Annotated in this window: 22 protein-coding genes and 1 other RNA gene; 17 read left to right on the top strand and 6 right to left on the bottom strand. The window is 35.2% G+C overall.

Features of this window, described 5'->3' with window-relative positions:
* Positions 1–3,969: VWA domain-containing protein (locus ACFFLS_RS19045; protein ID WP_379689594.1), on the bottom strand; the 3,969-nt coding region annotated here is incomplete at its 3' end.
* 40 nt (positions 3,970–4,009) lie between these two features.
* Positions 4,010–4,558, bottom strand: coding sequence for a hypothetical protein (locus ACFFLS_RS19050; protein WP_379682530.1), 549 nt, complete (start codon positions 4,556–4,558; stop codon positions 4,010–4,012).
* Positions 4,559–5,055: 497 nt separating this feature from the next.
* On the opposite strand from ACFFLS_RS19050, the gene ACFFLS_RS19055 reads away from it, so the two are divergent.
* From ACFFLS_RS19055 to ACFFLS_RS19075, 5 genes are all read left to right on the top strand, one after another.
* Positions 5,056–5,541 carry a SixA phosphatase family protein gene (locus ACFFLS_RS19055; RefSeq protein WP_379682529.1) on the top strand — a complete coding sequence of 162 codons (486 nt, stop codon included), beginning with the start codon at positions 5,056–5,058 and terminating at the stop codon, positions 5,539–5,541.
* A 5-nt stretch (positions 5,542–5,546) separates the two neighbouring features.
* Positions 5,547–7,640, top strand: coding sequence for a polyphosphate kinase 1 (gene ppk1 / locus ACFFLS_RS19060; protein ID WP_379682528.1), 2,094 nt, complete (start codon positions 5,547–5,549; stop codon positions 7,638–7,640).
* Positions 7,641–7,653: 13 nt separating this feature from the next.
* Positions 7,654–8,544, top strand: a complete 891-nt coding sequence (locus ACFFLS_RS19065) for a Ppx/GppA phosphatase family protein (protein WP_379682527.1) — start codon at positions 7,654–7,656, stop codon at positions 8,542–8,544.
* A gap of 106 nt (positions 8,545–8,650) precedes the next feature.
* Positions 8,651–9,211, top strand: coding sequence for a Crp/Fnr family transcriptional regulator (locus tag ACFFLS_RS19070; protein WP_379682526.1), 561 nt, complete (start codon positions 8,651–8,653; stop codon positions 9,209–9,211).
* A gap of 181 nt (positions 9,212–9,392) precedes the next feature.
* Positions 9,393–9,971, top strand: a complete 579-nt coding sequence (locus ACFFLS_RS19075; RefSeq protein ID WP_379682525.1) for an NAD(P)H-dependent oxidoreductase — start codon at positions 9,393–9,395, stop codon at positions 9,969–9,971.
* A 44-nt stretch (positions 9,972–10,015) separates the two neighbouring features.
* Here the strand turns inward: ACFFLS_RS19075 and ACFFLS_RS19080 are convergent, their stop codons facing one another.
* From ACFFLS_RS19080 to ACFFLS_RS19090, 3 genes are all read right to left on the bottom strand, one after another.
* Positions 10,016–10,432 (bottom strand): DUF8439 domain-containing protein, encoded by a 417-nt coding sequence (locus ACFFLS_RS19080; RefSeq protein WP_379682524.1) that lies wholly within the window; start codon positions 10,430–10,432, stop codon positions 10,016–10,018.
* A gap of 275 nt (positions 10,433–10,707) precedes the next feature.
* The gene (dnaX, locus tag ACFFLS_RS19085; RefSeq protein WP_379682523.1) at positions 10,708–11,793 is read right to left on the bottom strand and encodes a DNA polymerase III subunit gamma/tau; all 1,086 of its coding nucleotides are present in this window, start codon (positions 11,791–11,793) and stop codon (positions 10,708–10,710) included.
* A gap of 60 nt (positions 11,794–11,853) precedes the next feature.
* Entirely contained in the window at positions 11,854–12,510 is a 657-nt protein-coding gene (locus ACFFLS_RS19090) for a hypothetical protein (RefSeq protein ID WP_379682522.1), read from the bottom strand.
* A gap of 143 nt (positions 12,511–12,653) precedes the next feature.
* Between ACFFLS_RS19090 and ACFFLS_RS19095 the strand changes: the two genes are divergently transcribed.
* The 10 genes from ACFFLS_RS19095 (at position 12,654) to ACFFLS_RS19140 (ending at position 17,540) form a co-directional block, all read left to right on the top strand.
* Complete coding sequence (locus ACFFLS_RS19095; RefSeq protein WP_379682521.1) at positions 12,654–13,448, top strand: hypothetical protein; 795 nt, start codon at positions 12,654–12,656, stop codon at positions 13,446–13,448.
* A gap of 40 nt (positions 13,449–13,488) precedes the next feature.
* Positions 13,489–13,956: a hypothetical protein gene (locus tag ACFFLS_RS19100; RefSeq protein ID WP_379682520.1), complete on the top strand. Its 468-nt coding sequence runs from the start codon at positions 13,489–13,491 to the stop codon at positions 13,954–13,956.
* A 19-nt stretch (positions 13,957–13,975) separates the two neighbouring features.
* A complete protein-coding gene (locus tag ACFFLS_RS19105) occupies positions 13,976–14,422 on the top strand; it encodes a nuclear transport factor 2 family protein (protein WP_379682519.1) in 447 nt (148 codons plus the stop codon).
* An 83-nt stretch (positions 14,423–14,505) separates the two neighbouring features.
* A complete protein-coding gene (locus ACFFLS_RS19110; protein ID WP_379682518.1) occupies positions 14,506–14,979 on the top strand; it encodes a BON domain-containing protein in 474 nt (157 codons plus the stop codon).
* A gap of 5 nt (positions 14,980–14,984) precedes the next feature.
* Positions 14,985–15,356 carry a LysM peptidoglycan-binding domain-containing protein gene (locus ACFFLS_RS19115; protein ID WP_379682517.1) on the top strand — a complete coding sequence of 124 codons (372 nt, stop codon included), beginning with the start codon at positions 14,985–14,987 and terminating at the stop codon, positions 15,354–15,356.
* A gap of 100 nt (positions 15,357–15,456) precedes the next feature.
* Positions 15,457–15,879 (top strand): hypothetical protein, encoded by a 423-nt coding sequence (locus ACFFLS_RS19120; protein ID WP_379682516.1) that lies wholly within the window; start codon positions 15,457–15,459, stop codon positions 15,877–15,879.
* A gap of 143 nt (positions 15,880–16,022) precedes the next feature.
* Positions 16,023–16,502 carry a BON domain-containing protein gene (locus tag ACFFLS_RS19125; protein ID WP_379682515.1) on the top strand — a complete coding sequence of 160 codons (480 nt, stop codon included), beginning with the start codon at positions 16,023–16,025 and terminating at the stop codon, positions 16,500–16,502.
* Between the two features lie 6 nt (positions 16,503–16,508).
* Entirely contained in the window at positions 16,509–16,886 is a 378-nt protein-coding gene (locus tag ACFFLS_RS19130; RefSeq protein WP_379682514.1) for a LysM peptidoglycan-binding domain-containing protein, read from the top strand.
* Positions 16,887–17,005: 119 nt separating this feature from the next.
* Positions 17,006–17,254, top strand: a complete 249-nt coding sequence (locus tag ACFFLS_RS19135) for a type II toxin-antitoxin system ParD family antitoxin (protein ID WP_379682513.1) — start codon at positions 17,006–17,008, stop codon at positions 17,252–17,254.
* The gene (locus tag ACFFLS_RS19140; RefSeq protein ID WP_379682512.1) at positions 17,247–17,540 is read left to right on the top strand and encodes a type II toxin-antitoxin system RelE/ParE family toxin; all 294 of its coding nucleotides are present in this window, start codon (positions 17,247–17,249) and stop codon (positions 17,538–17,540) included. Before ACFFLS_RS19135 ends, ACFFLS_RS19140 begins: the two co-directional genes overlap by 8 nt.
* A 61-nt stretch (positions 17,541–17,601) precedes the next feature.
* Here ACFFLS_RS19140 and ACFFLS_RS19145 read toward each other — a convergent pair whose 3' ends face one another.
* Positions 17,602–17,895: an SH3 domain-containing protein gene (locus ACFFLS_RS19145; protein WP_379682511.1), complete on the bottom strand. Its 294-nt coding sequence runs from the start codon at positions 17,893–17,895 to the stop codon at positions 17,602–17,604.
* A 125-nt stretch (positions 17,896–18,020) separates the two neighbouring features.
* On the opposite strand from ACFFLS_RS19145, the gene rnpB reads away from it, so the two are divergent.
* Together rnpB and ACFFLS_RS19155 are read left to right on the top strand one after the other, a co-directional pair.
* Positions 18,021–18,341: RNase P RNA component class A (gene rnpB, locus ACFFLS_RS19150), an RNA gene on the top strand.
* Positions 18,342–18,372: 31 nt separating this feature from the next.
* A complete protein-coding gene (locus tag ACFFLS_RS19155) occupies positions 18,373–19,623 on the top strand; it encodes a cation:dicarboxylate symporter family transporter (protein WP_379682510.1) in 1,251 nt (416 codons plus the stop codon).
* Positions 19,624–19,648 lie beyond the last annotated feature (25 nt).

A 19,648-nucleotide genomic window follows, 5' to 3' on the forward strand; every position in this document is an offset into this window, starting at 1 on the left:
GGTCCAAGTATTGGTATAGGTTCCAGAGTTGGTGCATCCCTCTGAAGCCATGAACTGTCCGCTTGTTTTTGTGATGTTGGAAACATCTGCATCGCATAAGTCGGAAGCAGTCGGAATCATAGCTTGCGCTGAAGCCAAACCGGAAGTGTCGCTGCATTCTAAAGTAACGTTTAGAGAATCAGACTGAGTTGTCCAAGTAGGTGCAGCGGTATCCTGAATTGTGATTACCTGTGTGAAAACCGTTGAGGTATTGTTACATACATCTTTAGCAGTCCAAGTGTTGGTATAAGTTCCTGAATTTGCGCAGGCTCCCACCACAAAAGCTCCGCTTGTTTTTGTGTAAGTCACTGTTCCCCCGCAGTTGTCCGTTGCAACTGGAGCCTGATTTTGAGATGCAGTTAATCCAGCCGTATCACTGCACTGAAGAGTGGCATTTAGCGCATTGGCAGAAGTCGTCCAAGTCGGTGCAGTAGTGTCTTGAATTGTAATTACCTGAGTGAAAATGTTCGAAGTGTTGTTGCAGACATCTTTAGCAGTCCAAGTGTTGGTATAAGTTCCAGAATTTGCACAGGCTCCCACCACAAAAGCTCCGCTTGTTTTTGTATAAGTCACTGTTCCCCCGCAGTTGTCCGTTGCAACTGGAGCCTGATTTTGAGCTGCAGTTAATCCAGCCGTATCACTGCACTGAAGAGTGGCATTTAGCGCATTAGCAGAAGTCGTCCAAGTCGGTGCAGCAGTATCCTGAATCGTAATCACCTGTGTGAAAACCGTTGAGGCATTATTGCATACATCTTTAGCAGTCCAAGTGTTGGTATAAGTTCCAGAATTTGCACAGGCTCCCACCGCAAAAGCTCCGCTTGTTTTTGTGTAAGTGATTGTTCCTCCGCAGTTGTCCGTTGCAACGGGAGCCTGATTTTGAGCTGCGGTTAATCCAGCCGTATCACTGCACTGAAGAGTGGCATTTAGCGCATTGGCAGAAGTCGTCCATGCAGGTGCAGTTGTGTCCTGAATCGTAATCACCTGTGTGAAAAACGTTGAGGTATTATTACATAAATCTTTAGCAGTCCAAGTGTTGGTATAAGTTCCTGAATTTGCGCAGGCTCCCACCGCAAAGGCACCGCTTGTTTTTGTATAAGTGATTGTTCCTCCGCAGTTGTCCGTTGCAGCCGGAGCCTGATTTTGAGCTGCAGTTAATCCAGCCGTATCACTGCACTGAAGAGTGGCATTTAGCGCATTGGCAGGAGTCGTCCAAGTCGGTGCAGTAGTGTCTTGAATTGTAATTACCTGAGTGAAAATGTTCGAAGTGTTGTTGCAGACATCTTTAGCAGTCCAAGTGTTGGTATAAGTTCCAGAATTTGCACAGGCTCCCACCGCAAAAGCTCCGCTTGTTTTTGTATAAGTCACTGTTCCGCCGCAGTTGTCCATTCCAACCGGAGCCTGATTTTGAGCTGCGGTTAATCCAGCCGTATCACTGCACTGAAGAGTGGCATTTAGCGCATTGGCAGAAGTCGTCCATGCAGGTGCAGTTGTGTCCTGAATCGTGATTACTTGAGTGAAAACCGTTGCGGTATTATTACATAAATCTTTAGCAGTCCAAGTGTTGGTATAAGTTCCTGAATTTGCGCAGGCTCCCACCGTAAAAGCTCCGCTTGTTTTTGTGTAAGTGATTGTTCCTCCGCAGTTGTCCGTTGCAGCCGGAGCCTGATTTTGAGCTGCAGTTAATCCAGCCGTATCACTGCACTGAAGAGTGGCATTTAGCGCATTGGCAGAAGTCGTCCATGCAGGAGCAGTAGTGTCCTGAATCGTAATCACCTGTGTGAAAACCGTTGAGGTATTATTACATACATCTTTAGCAGTCCAAGTGTTGGTATAAGTTCCTGAATTTGCGCAGGCTCCCACCGCAAAAGCTCCGCTTGTTTTTGTGTAAGTGATTGTTCCTCCGCAGTTGTCCGTTGCAGCCGGAGCCTGATTTTGAGCTGCAGTTAATCCAGCCGTATCACTGCACTGAAGAGTGGCATTTAGCGCATTGGCAGAAGTCGTCCAAGCAGGAGCAGTAGTGTCCTGAATCGTAATCACCTGTGTGAAAACCGTTGAGGTATTATTACATACATCTTTAGCAGTCCAAGTGTTGGTATAAGTTCCTGAATTGGCGCAGGCTCCCACCACAAAAGCGCCGCTTGTTTTTGTGTAAGTGATTGTTCCGCCACAGTTGTCCGTTGCAGCCGGAGCCTGATTTTGAGCTGCGGTTAATCCAGCCGTATCACTGCACTGAAGAGTGGCATTTAGCGCATTGGCAGAAGTTGTCCAAGTAGGAGCACTTGTGTCTTGGATTGTAATAGTTTGAATAGCGGTAACACTTCCACAACCTGTCGTAACTTTAAAAGTACGAGTAACTACGGTTGGACAAGTTCCTGTTGGCGCATCAGAATAAGATATTGTGTAACTTCCAATCGAACCACTGTTTGATAACGAACCTCCTGCAGCATTTAATTGTGCAAGAGTTATATTGCTACCGGCGGTACTATATGGAAGTCCAGTGATTGCCGCTGTACTACATCCTGAAATACTGGCATTTGTCGGTGAGGTAAGCGCTGCGGCTGGGCTGATTGAAACAGTAGAGTCTGCTGAAGTTAATTCGCAGTTTGTAACGCCATTTTTTACTTTTACTTTATAAACGCCACTAGCTGTTGCCACAAGTGTAGAAGAAGTTTGTCCGGATAATACGTTATTGTCTTTATACCAAACATAAGTTGGTGAAGTTGCATTTGTAGAAGCTGTCAAAGTAGTAGAACCACATGCTGTGAGAGTTCCTGTTATAACAGGGGCGCATGGAACGAAATAACTCGGGCTGCTGATGGCTTTTGAATCATTGGTACAAGAAGAATTTTGATAATTCAAAGTCGATGAGCTCACAGTCTGATTTCCGCAGGCAGTTCCTGTAGGAGTGAGCTGATAACTTAAAGTAATTGTTTCAGAATTTAAAAAATCTGTATTCCATGTAATTACTTGTCCAGATAGAGAAGCAGTTCCTTTATTTGTTGTAATTGCCCCTACAGTGAAGCCAGAAATAACGGTCTCTTTTGTAATAAGGTTTTGGGCGACCCATGAAATCTGGGTAGCAATCTGATTGTAAATTGATGTCAGATTAGCACCGCTTTGTGTAATGTAAGCAGCGCTTCCCTGAATATTGTCTAAAGTATATTTGGCAATATTCTGATTACTGTTGTTAGTGTTTATATTGCCGCTGATACCTCCAAAAAGGCCAACAGAAAAAACCTGATTATTATATACAATACTAGATTTTGTAGTGGTTTTGGCATTTGTTGCTGCATTTATAGCATCAGTAACGCATTGTGATGTTTTGCTAACATTACAACTTGTATTTCCATTAGTGCCCGTAACGTTGGCGACTCCATCAGTCAGTAAAATTATAGCTCTTGCAGTGCTGCAGTCAAATCTACCGTTAGTTTCCAATTCTGTTTCGGATCTTACAATCCCCGCATAAATATTTGTAGAATTAGTAGCCTGCAAAGCATTAATCTGATTGGTTATTTGTGTTACACCAGCAGCATCCAAATAAGTTAAGCCTATTTTTAGACTGGCAGTAGTACTATAGGCAACAATTGCAATTCTGTTTTGCGGATTGGCCTTTGCCTGATTAAGAAATGCTAATGCCGCATCTTTGGCATAATCCATAGAGGTTTTAAAATCGCCTGATATGGTGTTTCCCATACTTCCAGATATATCAATAGCTAGAACTACGTCAGAATTTCGTGTAATTGGGTTAGCACCTGTAATGTCAACTTTTACATCTACAACACCACAATTGCTCGCATTTGCTGTAACAGTTTTGTTTGTAGTTATCGTTTGTGCTAAACTTATGGACGAGATTAGAAGAAATAATATAACAAATCGTATCTTTTTAATATCTCTTAAAATACTGTTTAAAAAAAGTAATTGTTTTTCCATTTTAAATCATTTTAGTGAATGATTGATTTGATGTAGCCCTTTAATCATTAACAGGATTAATGACGTAAGTATGTAAAACAGTATCAACAGCATAGCTGCTACAGTTTTTTGAAGTGGCAGTAATCTTGTTGCAAGACCATTTTTGTGTAGAAGTACCAGCGGGAACTGTGATGTGGATATAAAAATTTACAGATTCACCAGCGCTTAAGTTTATTTCGCTTAGAGAATTTCTTTCGGAGTTAACAAAATCAGTATTAATGGTGACATTTGTAGCGCTAGAACTACCGTCTGTATTTACACAGGAAGAGTTAATGTTTTTTGAACTTAACACAAAAGTGTCCGCAGAAGAGCTCTTGTTTGTTAAGATAAGAGAATAATATGTTCCATCCAGAGGCGTACTCCTTATATTTCCATTGTTTTCAACATTCAAAGAAGCACTGCACGAACCCGATTGTGCTACTGAAATTGCAGTAATTAAAAGAAAGAGGAAAGTCAATAATTTTTTCTTAAAAAGATTCTTTGAAGAAAAAATGAACTTACAATTATTAACAAATTTCACTGCTTTTTTAAGATTAGTTGTAGTTCTCATAATTTAGGATTTTTGTTAGTGGTATTTCTTAAATTTTAACATAATCAAAGTTATATTAGAGTTTTTTTAATATTTTTCTTTTATCTGTAACTAACCAAAAAACTCGTTGAAATGTTATTTTTTTATAAAAAATTGACTCAAAAAAGCTTTTTTATAACTCAAAAAAATATACTTTTTCAACCAAATTTTCTTCTTATTAATAAAATTTAATTTGCTTAATTTTTATTTAATATATTGAAAATCAGTATATTGTGATTTGTTTTTATAAAAGTTAGATTATCGATTAAATGCTAATTTTTATAGACGTAATACGTAAAAATGGATTTTTATTTTGTAGAATTCTTCAAATGTTAATATTTTGAGAATTCTTTATTCTTGTTAAAATTTGCAGTAATTGTTAACAGAAATAAAAAAAGAGTAGGTATTAAAATAACTTTTGTAAATTAGAAACTTAATAAAATGTGAGCCTCATTTTTGAGGTTTTAAACCTTCTGCTTATGAAAAATTTAATTTTGATACGTCACGCGAAATCGAGCTGGGAAGCGCCTTTAAAAGATTTTGATAGACCATTAATGAAAAGAGGGATTCTGGACGCACACGAAGTGTCTTTGCATATTTCGAAATTTCTCCCTAAAACTTACATAATCTGGAGCAGCACTGCGGCAAGAGCATCTGAAACTGCTTTGATATTTGCTCAAAACATTTCTTATCCTATAGAAAGTATTGTTTACAGGGACGATCTTTATACTTTTGATGAAAGACAACTCGAAAAGGTTATTAAATCATGTGATAATAGTTTAGAAAGCGTTATTCTTTTCGGACATAACGAGGCTATTACAAATTTTGTTAATAAATTTGGAGATGTTTTTATCGATAGTGTACCAACTTCTGGCTTTGTATCGTTGCAATTTGATTCAGACAGTTGGGAATCAATCAATAAAGGCAAAACCAATAAAACTATATTCCCCAAAGACTTAAAATAAATACAGTGTACGAACAGAAATATATCGATAGAGAAAAAAGCTGGTTAGCGTTTAATGCAAGAGTACTTCAGGAAGCGGCAGATAATACCGTTCCTCTTTTAGACCGATTGCGTTTTGTTGGAATTTTTTCAAACAATTTAGATGAGTTTTTTAGAGTTCGATATGCGGCTATTCGCAGATTAAGCCTTTCTGGAATTTCTGGAGAAAAGTATTTAGGAGGTATTTCAGCTCATCAATTAATTAAAGATATTACCGAAATCGTGATTCAACAACAGTCTGAAAGTTTGCGTATTTTGGGAAATATAGAATCTGAACTAGAATCTGAAAATATCTTCATTATAAATGAAACTCAGATTACGCCAAAACAAGAATGTTTCCTAAAGGATTTTTACATGCAAAAGTTAAGTCCTGAATTGGTAACTATTATCTTGAACGATTTGGCTGTTTTCCCTATTTTAAAGGATACTTTGGGGTATTTAGCCGTTCGTTTGGAGCTTGCTAATGATGAAGTACGTTATGCCTTAATCGAAATTCCAAAAAACATCAACCGATTCGTAGTTCTTCCGTCTGATGATGAGAAACAATATGTTATTCTTATTGATGATGTGATACGCTATAAGCTGAAAAGCATCTTCAACATATTTGATTTTAAAACGGTTTCGGCGCACATGATTAAAATTACCCGTGACGCACAATTGGATATAGACAGCGATTTGAGTAAAAGTATGCTCGAAAAAATTGCTTCGTCTGTAAAAGATCGTCGAATCGGAGAGCCTGTTCGGTTTATTTATGATAGCCAAATTGAAGAAGACACACTGCATTTTTTCTTGGATAAAATGAAAATTGTTGAAACCGATAGTATCATTCCGGGCGGAAGATATCATAACCGACGCGATTACATGAGTTTCCCAAATCTCGGACGTTACGATTTATTGTACAAGCCAAATGAACCGCTGCCGGTTCCGGGATTAAGTCTAGATGGAAGTATTTTGGAGAAAATCTCTAAAAAAGATTATCTCGTACACGCTCCGTACCAGTCATTTTCATATTTGACAAAATTTTTGCGTGAAGCAGCTTTGGATCCAAAAGTAACGAGCATCAAAATTACGTTGTATCGTCTGGCAAAGAATTCACAGGTCATCAGTTCGTTAATCAATGCAGCTAAAAATGGCAAAAGAGTAGTGGTGCAGATTGAGCTTCAGGCGCGTTTTGATGAAGCTTCGAATATTTCATACGCTGAACAAATGCAGACAGAGGGCATCGAATTGATTTTTGGAATAAAAGGCCTTAAAGTGCACAGTAAAATATGTATTATTGAAAGGCTTGAAGACGGAAAAAATCGTCGTTACGGATTTATCTCAACCGGAAATTTCAACGAATCGACCGCCAAGATTTATACAGATGTAACGCTTCTTACTTGCCATCAAGGAATTTTAAAAGATACATCCAAAATATTTGAGTTTTTTGATATCAATTATAGAGTTCACAGATACAAACATTTAATCGTATCGCCTCATTATACAAGAACAAAATTTATCAAATTAATTGATCGTGAAATTCTGCATGCGTTAGCTGGAAGAAAAACACATATCAAATTAAAAATGAACAGTTTGTCAGATTTTAAAATGATTGATAAACTATATGAAGCAAGTAATGCGGGAGTAAAAATCCAGCTTCAGGTTAGAGGAATCTGTTCGTTGATTCCCGGAATTCCAGGTATGAGTGAAAATATCGAAGCAATAAGCATTGTAGATAATTATCTGGAACATTCCCGTGTTTATATTTTTGGAAATGCAGGATTAACAGAAGTTTATATTTCTTCTGCTGATTTTATGACCAGAAATCTAGACGGAAGAGTAGAAGTAACATGTCCGATTTATGATTTGGAGATAAAAAAAGAACTGATTGATAATTTTAACATTGCTTGGAAAGGAAATGTTAAAGTAAGATATCATTCTTATAAATTAGATAATAAATACAAGCCTAGAAATCACCACGCACCTTTTAGAGCACAGCTTGAAACTTACAAATATTACGAAAGAAAAATTCAGCTGCTCGAAGAAGTTGCAGAGCGTGCAAATTTAAAAACAGTAAAATAAATCATAAGTGAGCATGATTACGATTAAAAAATATGCAGCAATAGATATTGGTTCAAATGCCATGAGGCTTCTGATATCGAATGTTGTAGAACAGCCGGGCAAGGAACCACAGTTTAATAAAAGTTCCCTTGTTCGTGTTCCGATTCGTTTGGGACAGGATGCTTTTACGGTAGGAGAAATTTCAGCAGAAAATATAGAAAGAATGGTTGATGCCATGAAAGCATTCAACCTTTTAATGAAAGTTCATAAAGTAGAACGCTATATGGCATTTGCTACTTCGGCGATGCGTGAGGCATATAATGCCAAAGAAGTTGTGGCTTTAATTAAGAAAAAAGCCGATATAAAAATCGAAATAATCGATGGCAAAAAAGAAGCAGCTATTATTGCTTCCACAGATTTGCATCACTTGCTGAAAACTGACGAAACCTATCTTTTTGTAGATGTTGGAGGGGGAAGTACAGAATTTACACTATTCTCTGACGGAAAAATGATTACCTCAAGATCGTTTAAAGCAGGAACTGTTCGTTTGCTTAACAATATGGTGCATGATGTGGTTTGGGATGAAATTGAAAAATGGATAAAAACCAATACCAAAGATTTTGACGAAGTTACGTTGATTGGTTCTGGAGGAAATATTAACAAATTGTTTAAAATGTCGGGTAAACAGCAAGAAAAACCGCTTTCGTACATTTACATCAATTCCCAATATGCATTCTTGAACTCATTGACTTACGAGCAAAGAATAGCCGAATTGGGACTGAATTCTGACCGTGCCGACGTTATCATTCACGCGACACGCATTTATTTGAACGCAATGAAATGGAGTGGTGCACGTCAAATCTATGTTCCAAAAATCGGACTCTCTGATGGTATCGTAAAAGCTATGTATTACGGTAAGATTTGATTTTACAGTCACGAATTACACGAATATGAACGAAATATTTGTTTTAATTACGAGAAAAAATTAGTGCAAATTCATGTAATTCGTGGCGAAAAAAAATACAATAATAATGAAATCTGTTTTCCAGTCCATTCAGAATTTTTCTGCAAATGAATTAAGTCTTTTAGATGATTTGATTACGTTTCGCACTTTGAAAAAAGGAGAATTGCTGCTGACTGAAAATCAGGTTTGCAACGAAATTGTTTTTATTGAAAAAGGAATTCTGCGTTCCTTTTTCGTTAATCATAAAGGTGATGAAATTACTAATTGTTTTGCCTTTGAAAATGAATTTATGGCATCTTTCGCCAGTTTTATTACAGAAGAAAAAGCCGAAGAGAATATTCAGGCTCTAGCCGAAACTCAATTGCAAATTCTCGACAGAAAAGGACTGGAAAAACTCTATCAATCTGGTTTTAATTGGCAGGAAACAGGAAGAAAATTAACCGAATTAGAATTTGTTAACCTGCATAAAAGAATGGTTTCGTTTCAGAAATTATCTGGTGCGCAGCGTTATGAAGAACTGTACAAAAATCATCAAAAATACCTTCAGCTAATTCCGTTGCAGTATTTAGCCTCTTACTTAGGAATCACACCAAGACATTTAAGCCGAATCAGAAAAGCAGTTTTGTAATTTTTGTTTCTCGCAGATTCAGCAGATTGAGCTGATTTATAAAAATTAAAGAATTTCGAGAGATGGGTTAAAAAATAATCTGCCGAATCTGCAAGATCTGCGGGAGAATAAATCAATGTTTTTTTTGACATTTGTCCAGTAAAATAAAAGCTGTAAAAAGTATTTTTGAAAAAACATGAATATGAAAAAAATACTGATTATAAACGGACATTCCAACGCAGAAAGCTTCAATTTCGGACTTGCAGAATCTTATAAAAACGGTGCCATAGCTTCTGGCGCGCAAGTTGAAACAATCACAATTGCAGATTTAAACTTTAATCCCAACTTAAAATTCGGCTATCAAAAACGAACAGAATTAGAACCAGACTTATTAGAATCTTGGGAAAAAATAAAAAGAGCCAATCATTTAGTTTGGATTCATCCTGTGTGGTGGGGAGGATTGCCGGCAATTACAAAAGGATTTATCGATAGATTGTTTTTGCCAGGAATGGCTTTTCAATACCGAGAAAATTCAGTTTGGTGGGATAAACTGCTGAAAGGGAAATCAGCTCATATTATCACTACTTTAGATCAGCCAGGTTGGTATTACAGATTGTTTTTTGGAAGACCAAGCGTCAATCAGCTGAAAAAATCTACTTTAGAATTCTGTGGAGTAAAACCTGTAAAAGTAACTTATATCGGAATTGTTAAAAATTCGACGGAAAATCAAAGAAAAAAATGGCTCGAAAAAGTCTATAATTTCGGAATGCAGAATAAATAATCTCGTTTTTTGTTATCGCTCAATTCGAGGTCAATTCAAAAAAATTAATCCTTTAATTCTAATCCAAATGTTGAGCGCAAAAGTTCGATGTTTGGATTTATTTCTAAGAAACGGTTGTAACGATCCTGATTATTGTAACTTCTTTTGGTTTCTGCTTTTTCGTTTACAATTACTTCAATCGTAATGTCGTGGTTATGCAAATGTCCTTTTAAATGCCCTAACAAACCATTCATCTGACTTTCGAACTCAAGTTTAGAGCCTTCATTTGGCAATTCATAAGTTATTGTTGTTCCGTCCAGAACAGGGTCGTTTATGAGTAAGATAGATTCCATAATCTTAAACCCTTTTTGGCCAAGACGTTCGGCATATTTATTCCAATGAAGACGCATATCGGTTTCGTTAAACTCCTCTGTAGGTAAAACAGAAGAAGGCTTAACATACGTTTTACTGCTTTCAAGCATTTCTTTTTTCTTGCGTATGCTTGCAAGAGAAAAAGCTGAAACTCTTGGCGTATTGTCTGAGTTTTGAACCGCAGGCTCTACGTTCTGAGTTGTATTTGGTTTGATTTCGGTTTTCGCGTTCTCAGTATTGCTTTGTTCTGCAGTAACCTTGTTTTCTGCAGCTGGAATTTGCGTTTCTGAATTAGGATTTTGGGTTTCCGAACTCTGATTTTGAGGTTTTAAATTTGGAACTTCGGTAATAGAAAAACTTCCATTTTTATAATAAGTCGGCGGAATTATGAATTGCTCAGCTTTTTTTTTTCTCCATCAAAGCTGATAGAGGCCAATTGCATCAAGCATAATTCAACCAAAAGGCGTTGATTCTGACTCAGTTTGTACTTTAAGTCGCAGTCGTTTGCAATATCAATTCCTTTTAATAAAAATTCCTGAGAGCATTTTTGCGATTGAACAGCGTACATTTGCTGTGCCTGTTCTCCAACTTCCAACAATGCAATTGTAGAAGGAGTTTTGCTCACTAATAAATCTCTAAAATGAGAAGCAAGACCAGCAATAAAATGGTGTCCGTCAAAACCTTTTGCAAGAATATCATTGTAAGCAATTAAAAGTTCCGGAATTTTATTTTCTAGAATTAAATCTGTTACAGAAATATAAGTTTCGTAATCTAATACGTTAAGGTTTTCAGTTACAGCCTGACGAGTCAGATTAGTTCCGCAATATGAAACTACACGGTCAAAAATAGACAAAGCATCACGCATGGCGCCGTCTGCTTTCTGAGCAATAATGTGCAACGCATCATCTTCAAAATTGATTCCTTGACTTTCTGCAACATCAGCCAAATGTTCTTTGGCATCTTTTACAGTAATTCTTTTGAAATCAAAAATCTGACAGCGTGATAAAATCGTTGGAAGAATTTTGTGTTTTTCTGTTGTCGCTAAAATAAAAATAGCGTGTTTTGGCGGTTCTTCTAATGTTTTCAGGAAAGCATTAAAAGCGGCCGAAGACAACATATGGACCTCGTCAATGATATATACTTTGTATTGTCCCGTTTGTGGCGGAATTCGAACCTGATCAATAAGGCTACGAATATCATCAACCGAGTTGTTGGAAGCAGCATCTAGCTCAAAAACGTTAAATGCGAAATCTTCGGTAGGATCATCATATCCGGGCTGATTTATTTTTCGAGCCAAAATACGCGCGCAAGTAGTTTTACCAACTCCACGTGGTCCTGTGAATAAAAGAGCAGAAGCCAAGTGATTGGTTTCAATGGCATTCAATAAAGTATTGGTAATGGCTTTCTGTCCCACAACATCTTTAAATGTCTGTGGACGATACTTACGAGCCGATACTACAAATTGTTCCATATTCTTTTTATTCGATAGCAAATATATGACTTTTGTTTCGTTGTTTAAAACCGATTTTAGTTATTTGGAGAAATTCTTTTTCTTTAAAACAATAAAGATTAAACTTAGAAATAATACGATGTTGACAATCAAAGAAATGATGATATATCTGCTGTATGTTACAAGTTTTGTCTCGGTTTTTTCTTTATCAGAAATTTCTTTTTGAGATTTTTTATATATTCTTAATTTCTCTATTTGATAAATCCAATCTTGTAAATTTCGATTTTCAAATTTGAGATCCCAAGCATAAAAAGACAATGTTCTTATTTGATCATCTATCTTTTGAGATATTTTGATTTCTGGCGGAGAAGGCATGGAATCTGTTCCATAAGGCTTAAATCCAGTACTTGGAGAACAGCCACTCACTTCGATAGTTTTATCGTTATTAAAATCGGCATAAACAATCCAAAGTTGTTTTATAGATGGAGTTACAGAACAGTTACCCGAATATTTTTGCGTAATGAAGCGAGAATTGTAATTTCCTTTAAAGAGTTCTATGATTCTAAAAGTATAGATTCTCTTTATTGAATCTACTTTTATAACTTCTCCGTAAAATGCAATTTCATACTTTAATCCTATTTCTACCATGTTTTCTCGGTCAATTGGCTTGCATTCACAAGAAAAACAATTGTTGCAAATGAAAATAAATGAGATAATAAAGATATATTTCAAATTCATAAAGTTGGTTTTAAGGACAATAGTAATCTAAATATATTTATTTTTTTTCATTTGTGAATTTAATTTTTTGTAGTATAAAATGTATTATTTTTAGTCCGAAAAAAAAATGATTTAGTAAGCTAAAATAGTAATTTGATAATTTTATGAACGCAAAACAAATAGTAAGATTTAGTAATATTATAGGAATTATATCTATTCTTTTATTAGTTTATTGGGTTTTCACTTTTATTTTAATTCAGGTTTTCGGATTAAAAGTATTTAGAGAAAACATTACAGAATCGTTTTATTTGAGTGTTTTCGGGATTCTGGCTTTAATGGCTGGTTCATTGATTGTAAACATCATGTTTAATTTAACCCGTATCGCAGAAAAGCATAATCTCGACGCAGATAATCTTAAAACGAGCAAATGGAAATTTTTAACTTTAGGTTTGATTTTTCCGTTGATTGCTATTATCCTATTTGGTGGAGATTATTTAACAACAAGCAGAAAGGAAAAATTATTAATAAAATCAGCCGAATCTATCATAGCTGCAAACAAAGCTAATAGTGATAAATTGGCGAATTATAGTTTCTCTGAAAAGTATATTGTTCAAACGGCAGATATTTTAGAAATCTTATCAGGTACAGATAAAAATTTTCCAAATGTAACAGTTATCGTAAAAGATTCAATTAAAAATGCTCCTGTTTATTTGGGGTTTAATGATTATTACGAAGGAAGTTTAACAGATACCATACAACCTCAAAAAAGAAGATTTCTTTATAAAACCACTAAAGAAGAAAGAGATTATTTAGAAAATGTTTTTGAGAAAGGAAATGATGAATTAAGATACACTTCTTATAATGGTGATTACGAATTGTTTTATCCGTATAAGAATAATGGCAAAAAAATTATCTTTTATTTTTCCGAACAGGAACGTTATGGGAAACTTGGAAGGTAATATTTTTTAAATTGAATATCAATTACTTATATGGAATTTTATGCAACAATACGACTACCAAAACAACATCTTGATTCTAAAAGTTAGAAAATCTCCAATTTTAGTTAGAACAATAATGTTTTTATTCACTTTCTTGCTTTTTGCATTACCTATTGGCGGTGCAATTACTGGAATTTTAAGCGGGCGCGGTTTTCATATTAGTTACTTTATTGCAATTAGTGTTTTTTCGCTTTTAGGATTTTTTTTTCTCCGAATTTCTTTATGGAATACTTATGGACAAGAAACCATTCAGATTTTTGAGAATAAAGTTATTTATGAAGCCAATTATGGCTGGTTTAAAGATGGAAGAAAAGAAACTCCAATTACAGATGCGAAATACTATTACAACCGAGCTGGTTACGAAGAAGATAATGAAGGTGTTCTGGTTATAGCTTCTGGAGATGCTCAAATCGAATCTGTGGTAAAAATGCCAATTTCTCAATTAGAAGAATTATTAAAGTTTTTGTAATAAGTTAAATCCATTTTGTATGAAAAATTATTTACTGCCGTTTTTCTTAATTTTCTCTTTTAATTTTTATGCTCAGACGGCTCAAGATACATTAGACATTAAAAAAGCGGCACTGGCATATATAGAAGCACAGCACAATCCAAATCCAAAATTAATGGAAAGCGCATTGCATCCTAGAATGGTAAAAAGATCCGTTTTTAGAAATAAGATTGCTCAGAAAGATTTTGTCTCAGAATTTTTTGCTGAAAATATGATCATTCTGGCTGAAACCTATAACATTAAAGGGGATAAATTTCCTAAAAATCCCAGAAAAGAACTCAAACTATTGGATGTTTCTGAAAAAACGGCTTCAGTAAAACTAATTGCAGATGCATGGATCGATTATATGCATATTGTTAAAATAAACGGCGAATGGAAAATTATAAATGTTCTGTGGCAGTATAATGATGTGTTGCAGCATGAATAAATCATTAAAATAAAAAAAAAGTAAGAATAATATGTAATATTTTGTTTTTTTGTGCGTTTTAGTACTATTAAAAAAAACAATTTATGAAATTCAAATCTATTTTATTGGGAATGGCACTTGCAGTTGCGCTGACTGCTTGTAAGCCTAAAGATGCTGACATCGAAAAAGAGATTATTACAAAAATTTCTAGTATGCCGGATGTTGGAGTATCTGTAAAAGATGGTGTGGCAACTATTTCGGGTATTTGTAAAGATGAAGCCTTAAGACAAAATGCAGAAAACACCGTAAAAGGTGTTAAAGGAGTGAAATCGGTGATAAATAACTGCGTAATTCCCGTTCAGGAACCAGTAGCAACTCCGATTGAAATTAACCCAGATACTGCTTTAAACACTTCTATAAATGAAGTTGTTAAATCTTACAAGGGAGTAAATGCTTCTGTTAAAGATGGTGTTGTTACACTTACGGGAGAAATTAAAAGAAACCAGTTGGGATCTTTAATTAAAAGCGTTCAGGAGTTAAAACCTAAAAAAGTCGAAAATAAGTTAACGATTAAATAAGTGTTATGAGTTTAAAAGATAAATACAAAGAGTTAACCGATTTAGCCACAAATTTAGGAATATCCAATTTGGAAGTAAGAGAACAGGATAATGTCTTGTATATCGACGGACTTGCTAAATCTGCAAATGATAAAGAACAACTTTGGGATTCGTACGGAAAAATTGATACCGATTTTAAAGCTGCTGATGTCGTAATGAATATTGAAGTGGTTGAAAAAGAAACAACAGAATATACGGTTGTTAGCGGTGATTCACTTTCAAAAATTGGTAAAGTTTATAATGTTTCTTGGCAAGCAATTTTTGAGGCCAATAAAGACATCATAAAAAATCCTGATTTAATTCAACCAGGTTGGAAATTAAAAATTCCAAAAGGGTAAAATAATAGGTTTTTGAAAAAGTCTGTCATAAAAATGGCAGGCTTTTTTGTTTCTTAGCAGCTAGACAGATAACAACTTTTCTCAATTCATTTTACAAACTATGAATTTAATTCGACCTAACTTTTTAAAAATCACCAATCAGTTTTCAGCTCAAGATTTTGAGAAACTGAAAATTTTTATTTTGAAAAAAGGCAATCGAAAAACGTTCCGAAACTTCGACAATAACAATCCGTATTATGATTTTGGAACATTTGAAGCATATTTGGGCGCAGATGTTGGGCAACAGAATATTTATAATGATGAAAAGCTCTCAGACTTTAATGAAATGACTTTGAGAGATGAAAATCTGTATTATAAAATTGTAATCGTGAGAAAAGGTGATATTCAGTCTTCAAAAAAAGGAATTTTAGATGGAATGACCGAAAACGAGGTTTTCTACACCGGCGTTTATCAAGAGGATTTAAGTCATATTCCAGCCTTGTTGTTAGAATATTTGGAGCGACTTAAAACCGAAATCCAATAGAAATGATACTTTTTATTTCATAATTCCGAGAAATGTACTTCCAAATTTCTACTGGAAACCTTATAAAACCATATTGGCATCATGTAATCTTTTGATGGTTAATTGATTTAATTTTAGATTGTTAATTATTAAAAAATAGTATTATGAAAATGAGATCAATTTTATTGAGCATGAGTCTTGCGATTTCGCTTGTTGCCTGCAGTCCCAAAGACGCAGATATTCAGAAAGAAATTAACGAAAAATTAGCCGATATACCAGAAGTTCAGGTTACTGTACACGAAGGCGTTGCCACTATAACCGGAACTTGCGAAGACGAAGCTTTTAAAAAGAATATAGAGCGTAGCGTTAGAAGAACAAAAGGTGTAAAATCGGTTGTAAATACCTGTGAACTTGCCAAAGCCAATCAAGAACCTGCAGCAGCGGCTGTTGTTATCAATCCTGATACTGAATTAGACAAATCGGTACATAAAGTTGTAGATGCTTATGATGGAGTCAGCGCAACGGTTGTGGGTGGCGTGGTAACACTTTCGGGTGAAATTAAAAGAGACAAGCTACAATCGTTAATGCAGAGTCTGCAAGAATTGCATCCTCAAAAAGTTGATAACAAATTAATTGTAAAATAGGATGTTATGAGTTTACAGGATAAATATAAAAAGGTGACAGATCTGGCTTCTCAATTAGGGGCAACAAATTTAGAAGTTCGGGAACAAGATAATGTATTGTATATCGATGGAATAGTAAAATCGGCAGAAGACAAAGAAAAACTTTGGAATGCTTATGGAGCCATTGATCCCGATTACAGATCTGCAGATGTTGTAATGAATATTAAAGTTGCAGAAAGTCATTCAAAAGAATATATAGTAAAAAGTGGTGATTCGCTTTCGAAAATAGGAAAAGAATTCGGTGTTTCCTGGCAGACCATTTTTGAAGCCAACAAAGATGTTATTTCAAACCCCGACTTAATTCAGCCAGGCTGGAAATTGAAGATACCAACAACAGTATTGTAGTTTTACTGTTTTAAAAGCCCTCTTTATGATGGGCTTTTTTTGTAGAATAAAAATTATAAATAGTTTAAGAGTATAAGTTACCAATTTTTGGTAATATTGTAATGCTAAAAATAAATGTAATGGGAAGAAATACTTCAATATCACTTGGATCTCATTTTGAAAATTTCATTGAAAATAGTCTTTCAGATGGCAGGTATAAAAACGCTAGTGAAGTTGTGAGAGCGGGATTACGTCTTTTGGAAGAAGAAGAAAGTAAATTGCAAATTTTGAGACAAGAAATTCAGTCAGGATTGCAAAGCGGACGTGCAGAAAATTTTGATTCTAAAAAACATCTTGAAAGTATAAAAGCAAAGAGAAAAAATGGCTAAATATCATTTGACAAAAAAAGCAGTCGAAGATTTAACCGATATTTGGAATTATACTTTTGATGAATGGTCAGAAAAACAAGCAGATAAATATTACTTTTTGCTTTTAGATTCCTGTCAGGAAATAGCCAAAAATCCTAATATTGGAAAGAAATATGAAAATGTTTCCGAAAAACTATTGGGTTATAAATCTAATGAGCATATTCTTTTTTATCAAATTATTTCAGAAGATGAAATTGAAATAATTAGAATTCTTCACGGAAGAATGGATTTAAAAAGCAAGTTTTGATTTTATCATTTCGACGAAAATGCAATTGATATTTTCGTCGAAATGATAGAAATAGTATGAACTATCTTCCCTTAATGCTTAATTGAAATAAAAATTGTGCTGTTTCCTGATCTGAATCGGCAGAAAAACCAGCGACATAAACCCCTTTTTTGCCATTGACTGACTTAATTCCGTAAACAACTGCCTCATCCGCTGGGTCAGATTCCCCTTCGTATCGATACACATGAACAATTTCAAATTTCTCAGGATTTTTTTTAATCAGGTCAGCATTTCGATTAAAATCACATGTAAATCCTTTTTCATTCAATTGATCTAAAGCCTTTGAAACAGTTGCGTAGTGATACATTCTTTTCATGATAACTGAATTTAAAAATTATAGAATTTTAAAGATAACCAATTTAAAATTAAAAAGTTAGAATATAAGAGGCAAAAACTGAAATTTAAAACCAATATAGTTAAGTTATAAAATTGTATTTTTGCCGCGCAGACCGCCTTATCGTCGTTCCGATTTATCGGAAGGGAGGAAAGTCCGGACACCACAGAGAAGCATAGCGGGTAACGCCCGTCGGCTCCGATTTTATCGGAGTTAGGACAAGTGCAGCAGAAAGTATGTACAGGTAATGCTGTAGTGAAACCAGGTAAACTCTATGCGGTGAAATACCAAGTATATCGGCATTCAAGGGCTTCTCGTCCGTTGCCGAAGGGTAGGTAGATTGAGTCCCGAAGCAATTCGGGATCTAGATAAATGATAAGGCTCCGATTTATCGGGGACAGAATCCGGCTTATAGGTCTGCATTTTTTATATATTTGTGAAAGTATCTAACTCATTTTCATGAATTCAACCACCCCAAATGCTTCTTCCCATTCTAAGAAAAGCATTTTTCACCACATCGTTACCAATCTTACTTTTTGGGTTTTGATTGCAATTGTGGCAGGAGTTTTACTCGGTCATTTTTCTCCTGAAAAAGGAATGAAAATGAAGATTGTAGGCGAAACTTTTGTTGATATTATCAAACTTTTTATTGGTCCGATTATTTTCTTGACTATTGTTTTGGGTATTTCCGGAATGGGAAATCTTAAAAAAGTAGGCAGAATAGGTGTAAAAGCATTGACCTATTTTGAAATCGTTTCGACTGTAGCGCTAGCAATTGGTGTTGCGATTGCGTATGTTTTTCAACCCGGAAAAATAGATAAATCAAGATTGACCTTGCAGGATGCGAGTCAGTACACAAGCCGTTCAACAGAAAACTTTTCGTGGCTGGAGTTTTTCTTATCCAATTTTACGCTTCAGGTGTTATTGGCAGCGATTGTCTGCGGTATTGGTTTGAATTTTTATCAGAAAAGAGAACAAACCATTTTGGTTTTAGAGCGTTTTTCTAATGTAGTTTTTGCAGGGCTAAAATATGTAATGTATCTCGCACCCATTGGCGCTTTTGGCGGAATGGCATATACAATTGGCAAATTTGGACTGGCGACTTTGATTCCGCTCGGAAAATTGATGCTTTGTGTGTATGCAACAATGGCGCTATTTGTGTTTTTGATTTTGGGAAGTATTCTAAAATATTACAAAATAAGCATTCTTTCTATTTTAAAATATATCAAAGAAGAACTTTTGCTCGTTCTCGGAACTTCATCTTCTGAAGCCGCTTTGCCAAGTATTATGGTAAAGTTGGAAAGAATGGGGTGCAGTAAATCGGTTGTGGGTTTGGTGATTCCGACCGGATATTCTTTTAATCTTGACGGAACTTCAATTTATCTTTCGATGTCTGTTATATTTTTAGCCCAATTGTATGATGTACATTTGAGTTTCTTCGAAATTCTTACCGTTATCGGCATTCTAATGATTACTTCAAAAGGTGCTGCAGGCGTTACTGGAAGCGGATTTATCGTCTTAGCTTCTACTTTGACAGCGCTTCATAAAATACCTGTAGAAGGTCTGGCTTTTTTATTGGGCGTAGATAAATTTATGAGTGAAGCCAGAGCAATTACCAATCTAATAGGAAATACAGTCGCAACCATCATAATCTCAAAAACAGAAAGAGATTTTACAACGTTAGATTTGAGTAATTCTGAGTCAGAATGATTTTGCCACAAAGTCACTAAGGCAC

The sequence above is a fragment of the Flavobacterium procerum genome (assembly GCF_042431625.1).
GTDB classification, from domain to species: Bacteria; Bacteroidota; Bacteroidia; order Flavobacteriales; family Flavobacteriaceae; genus Flavobacterium; species Flavobacterium procerum.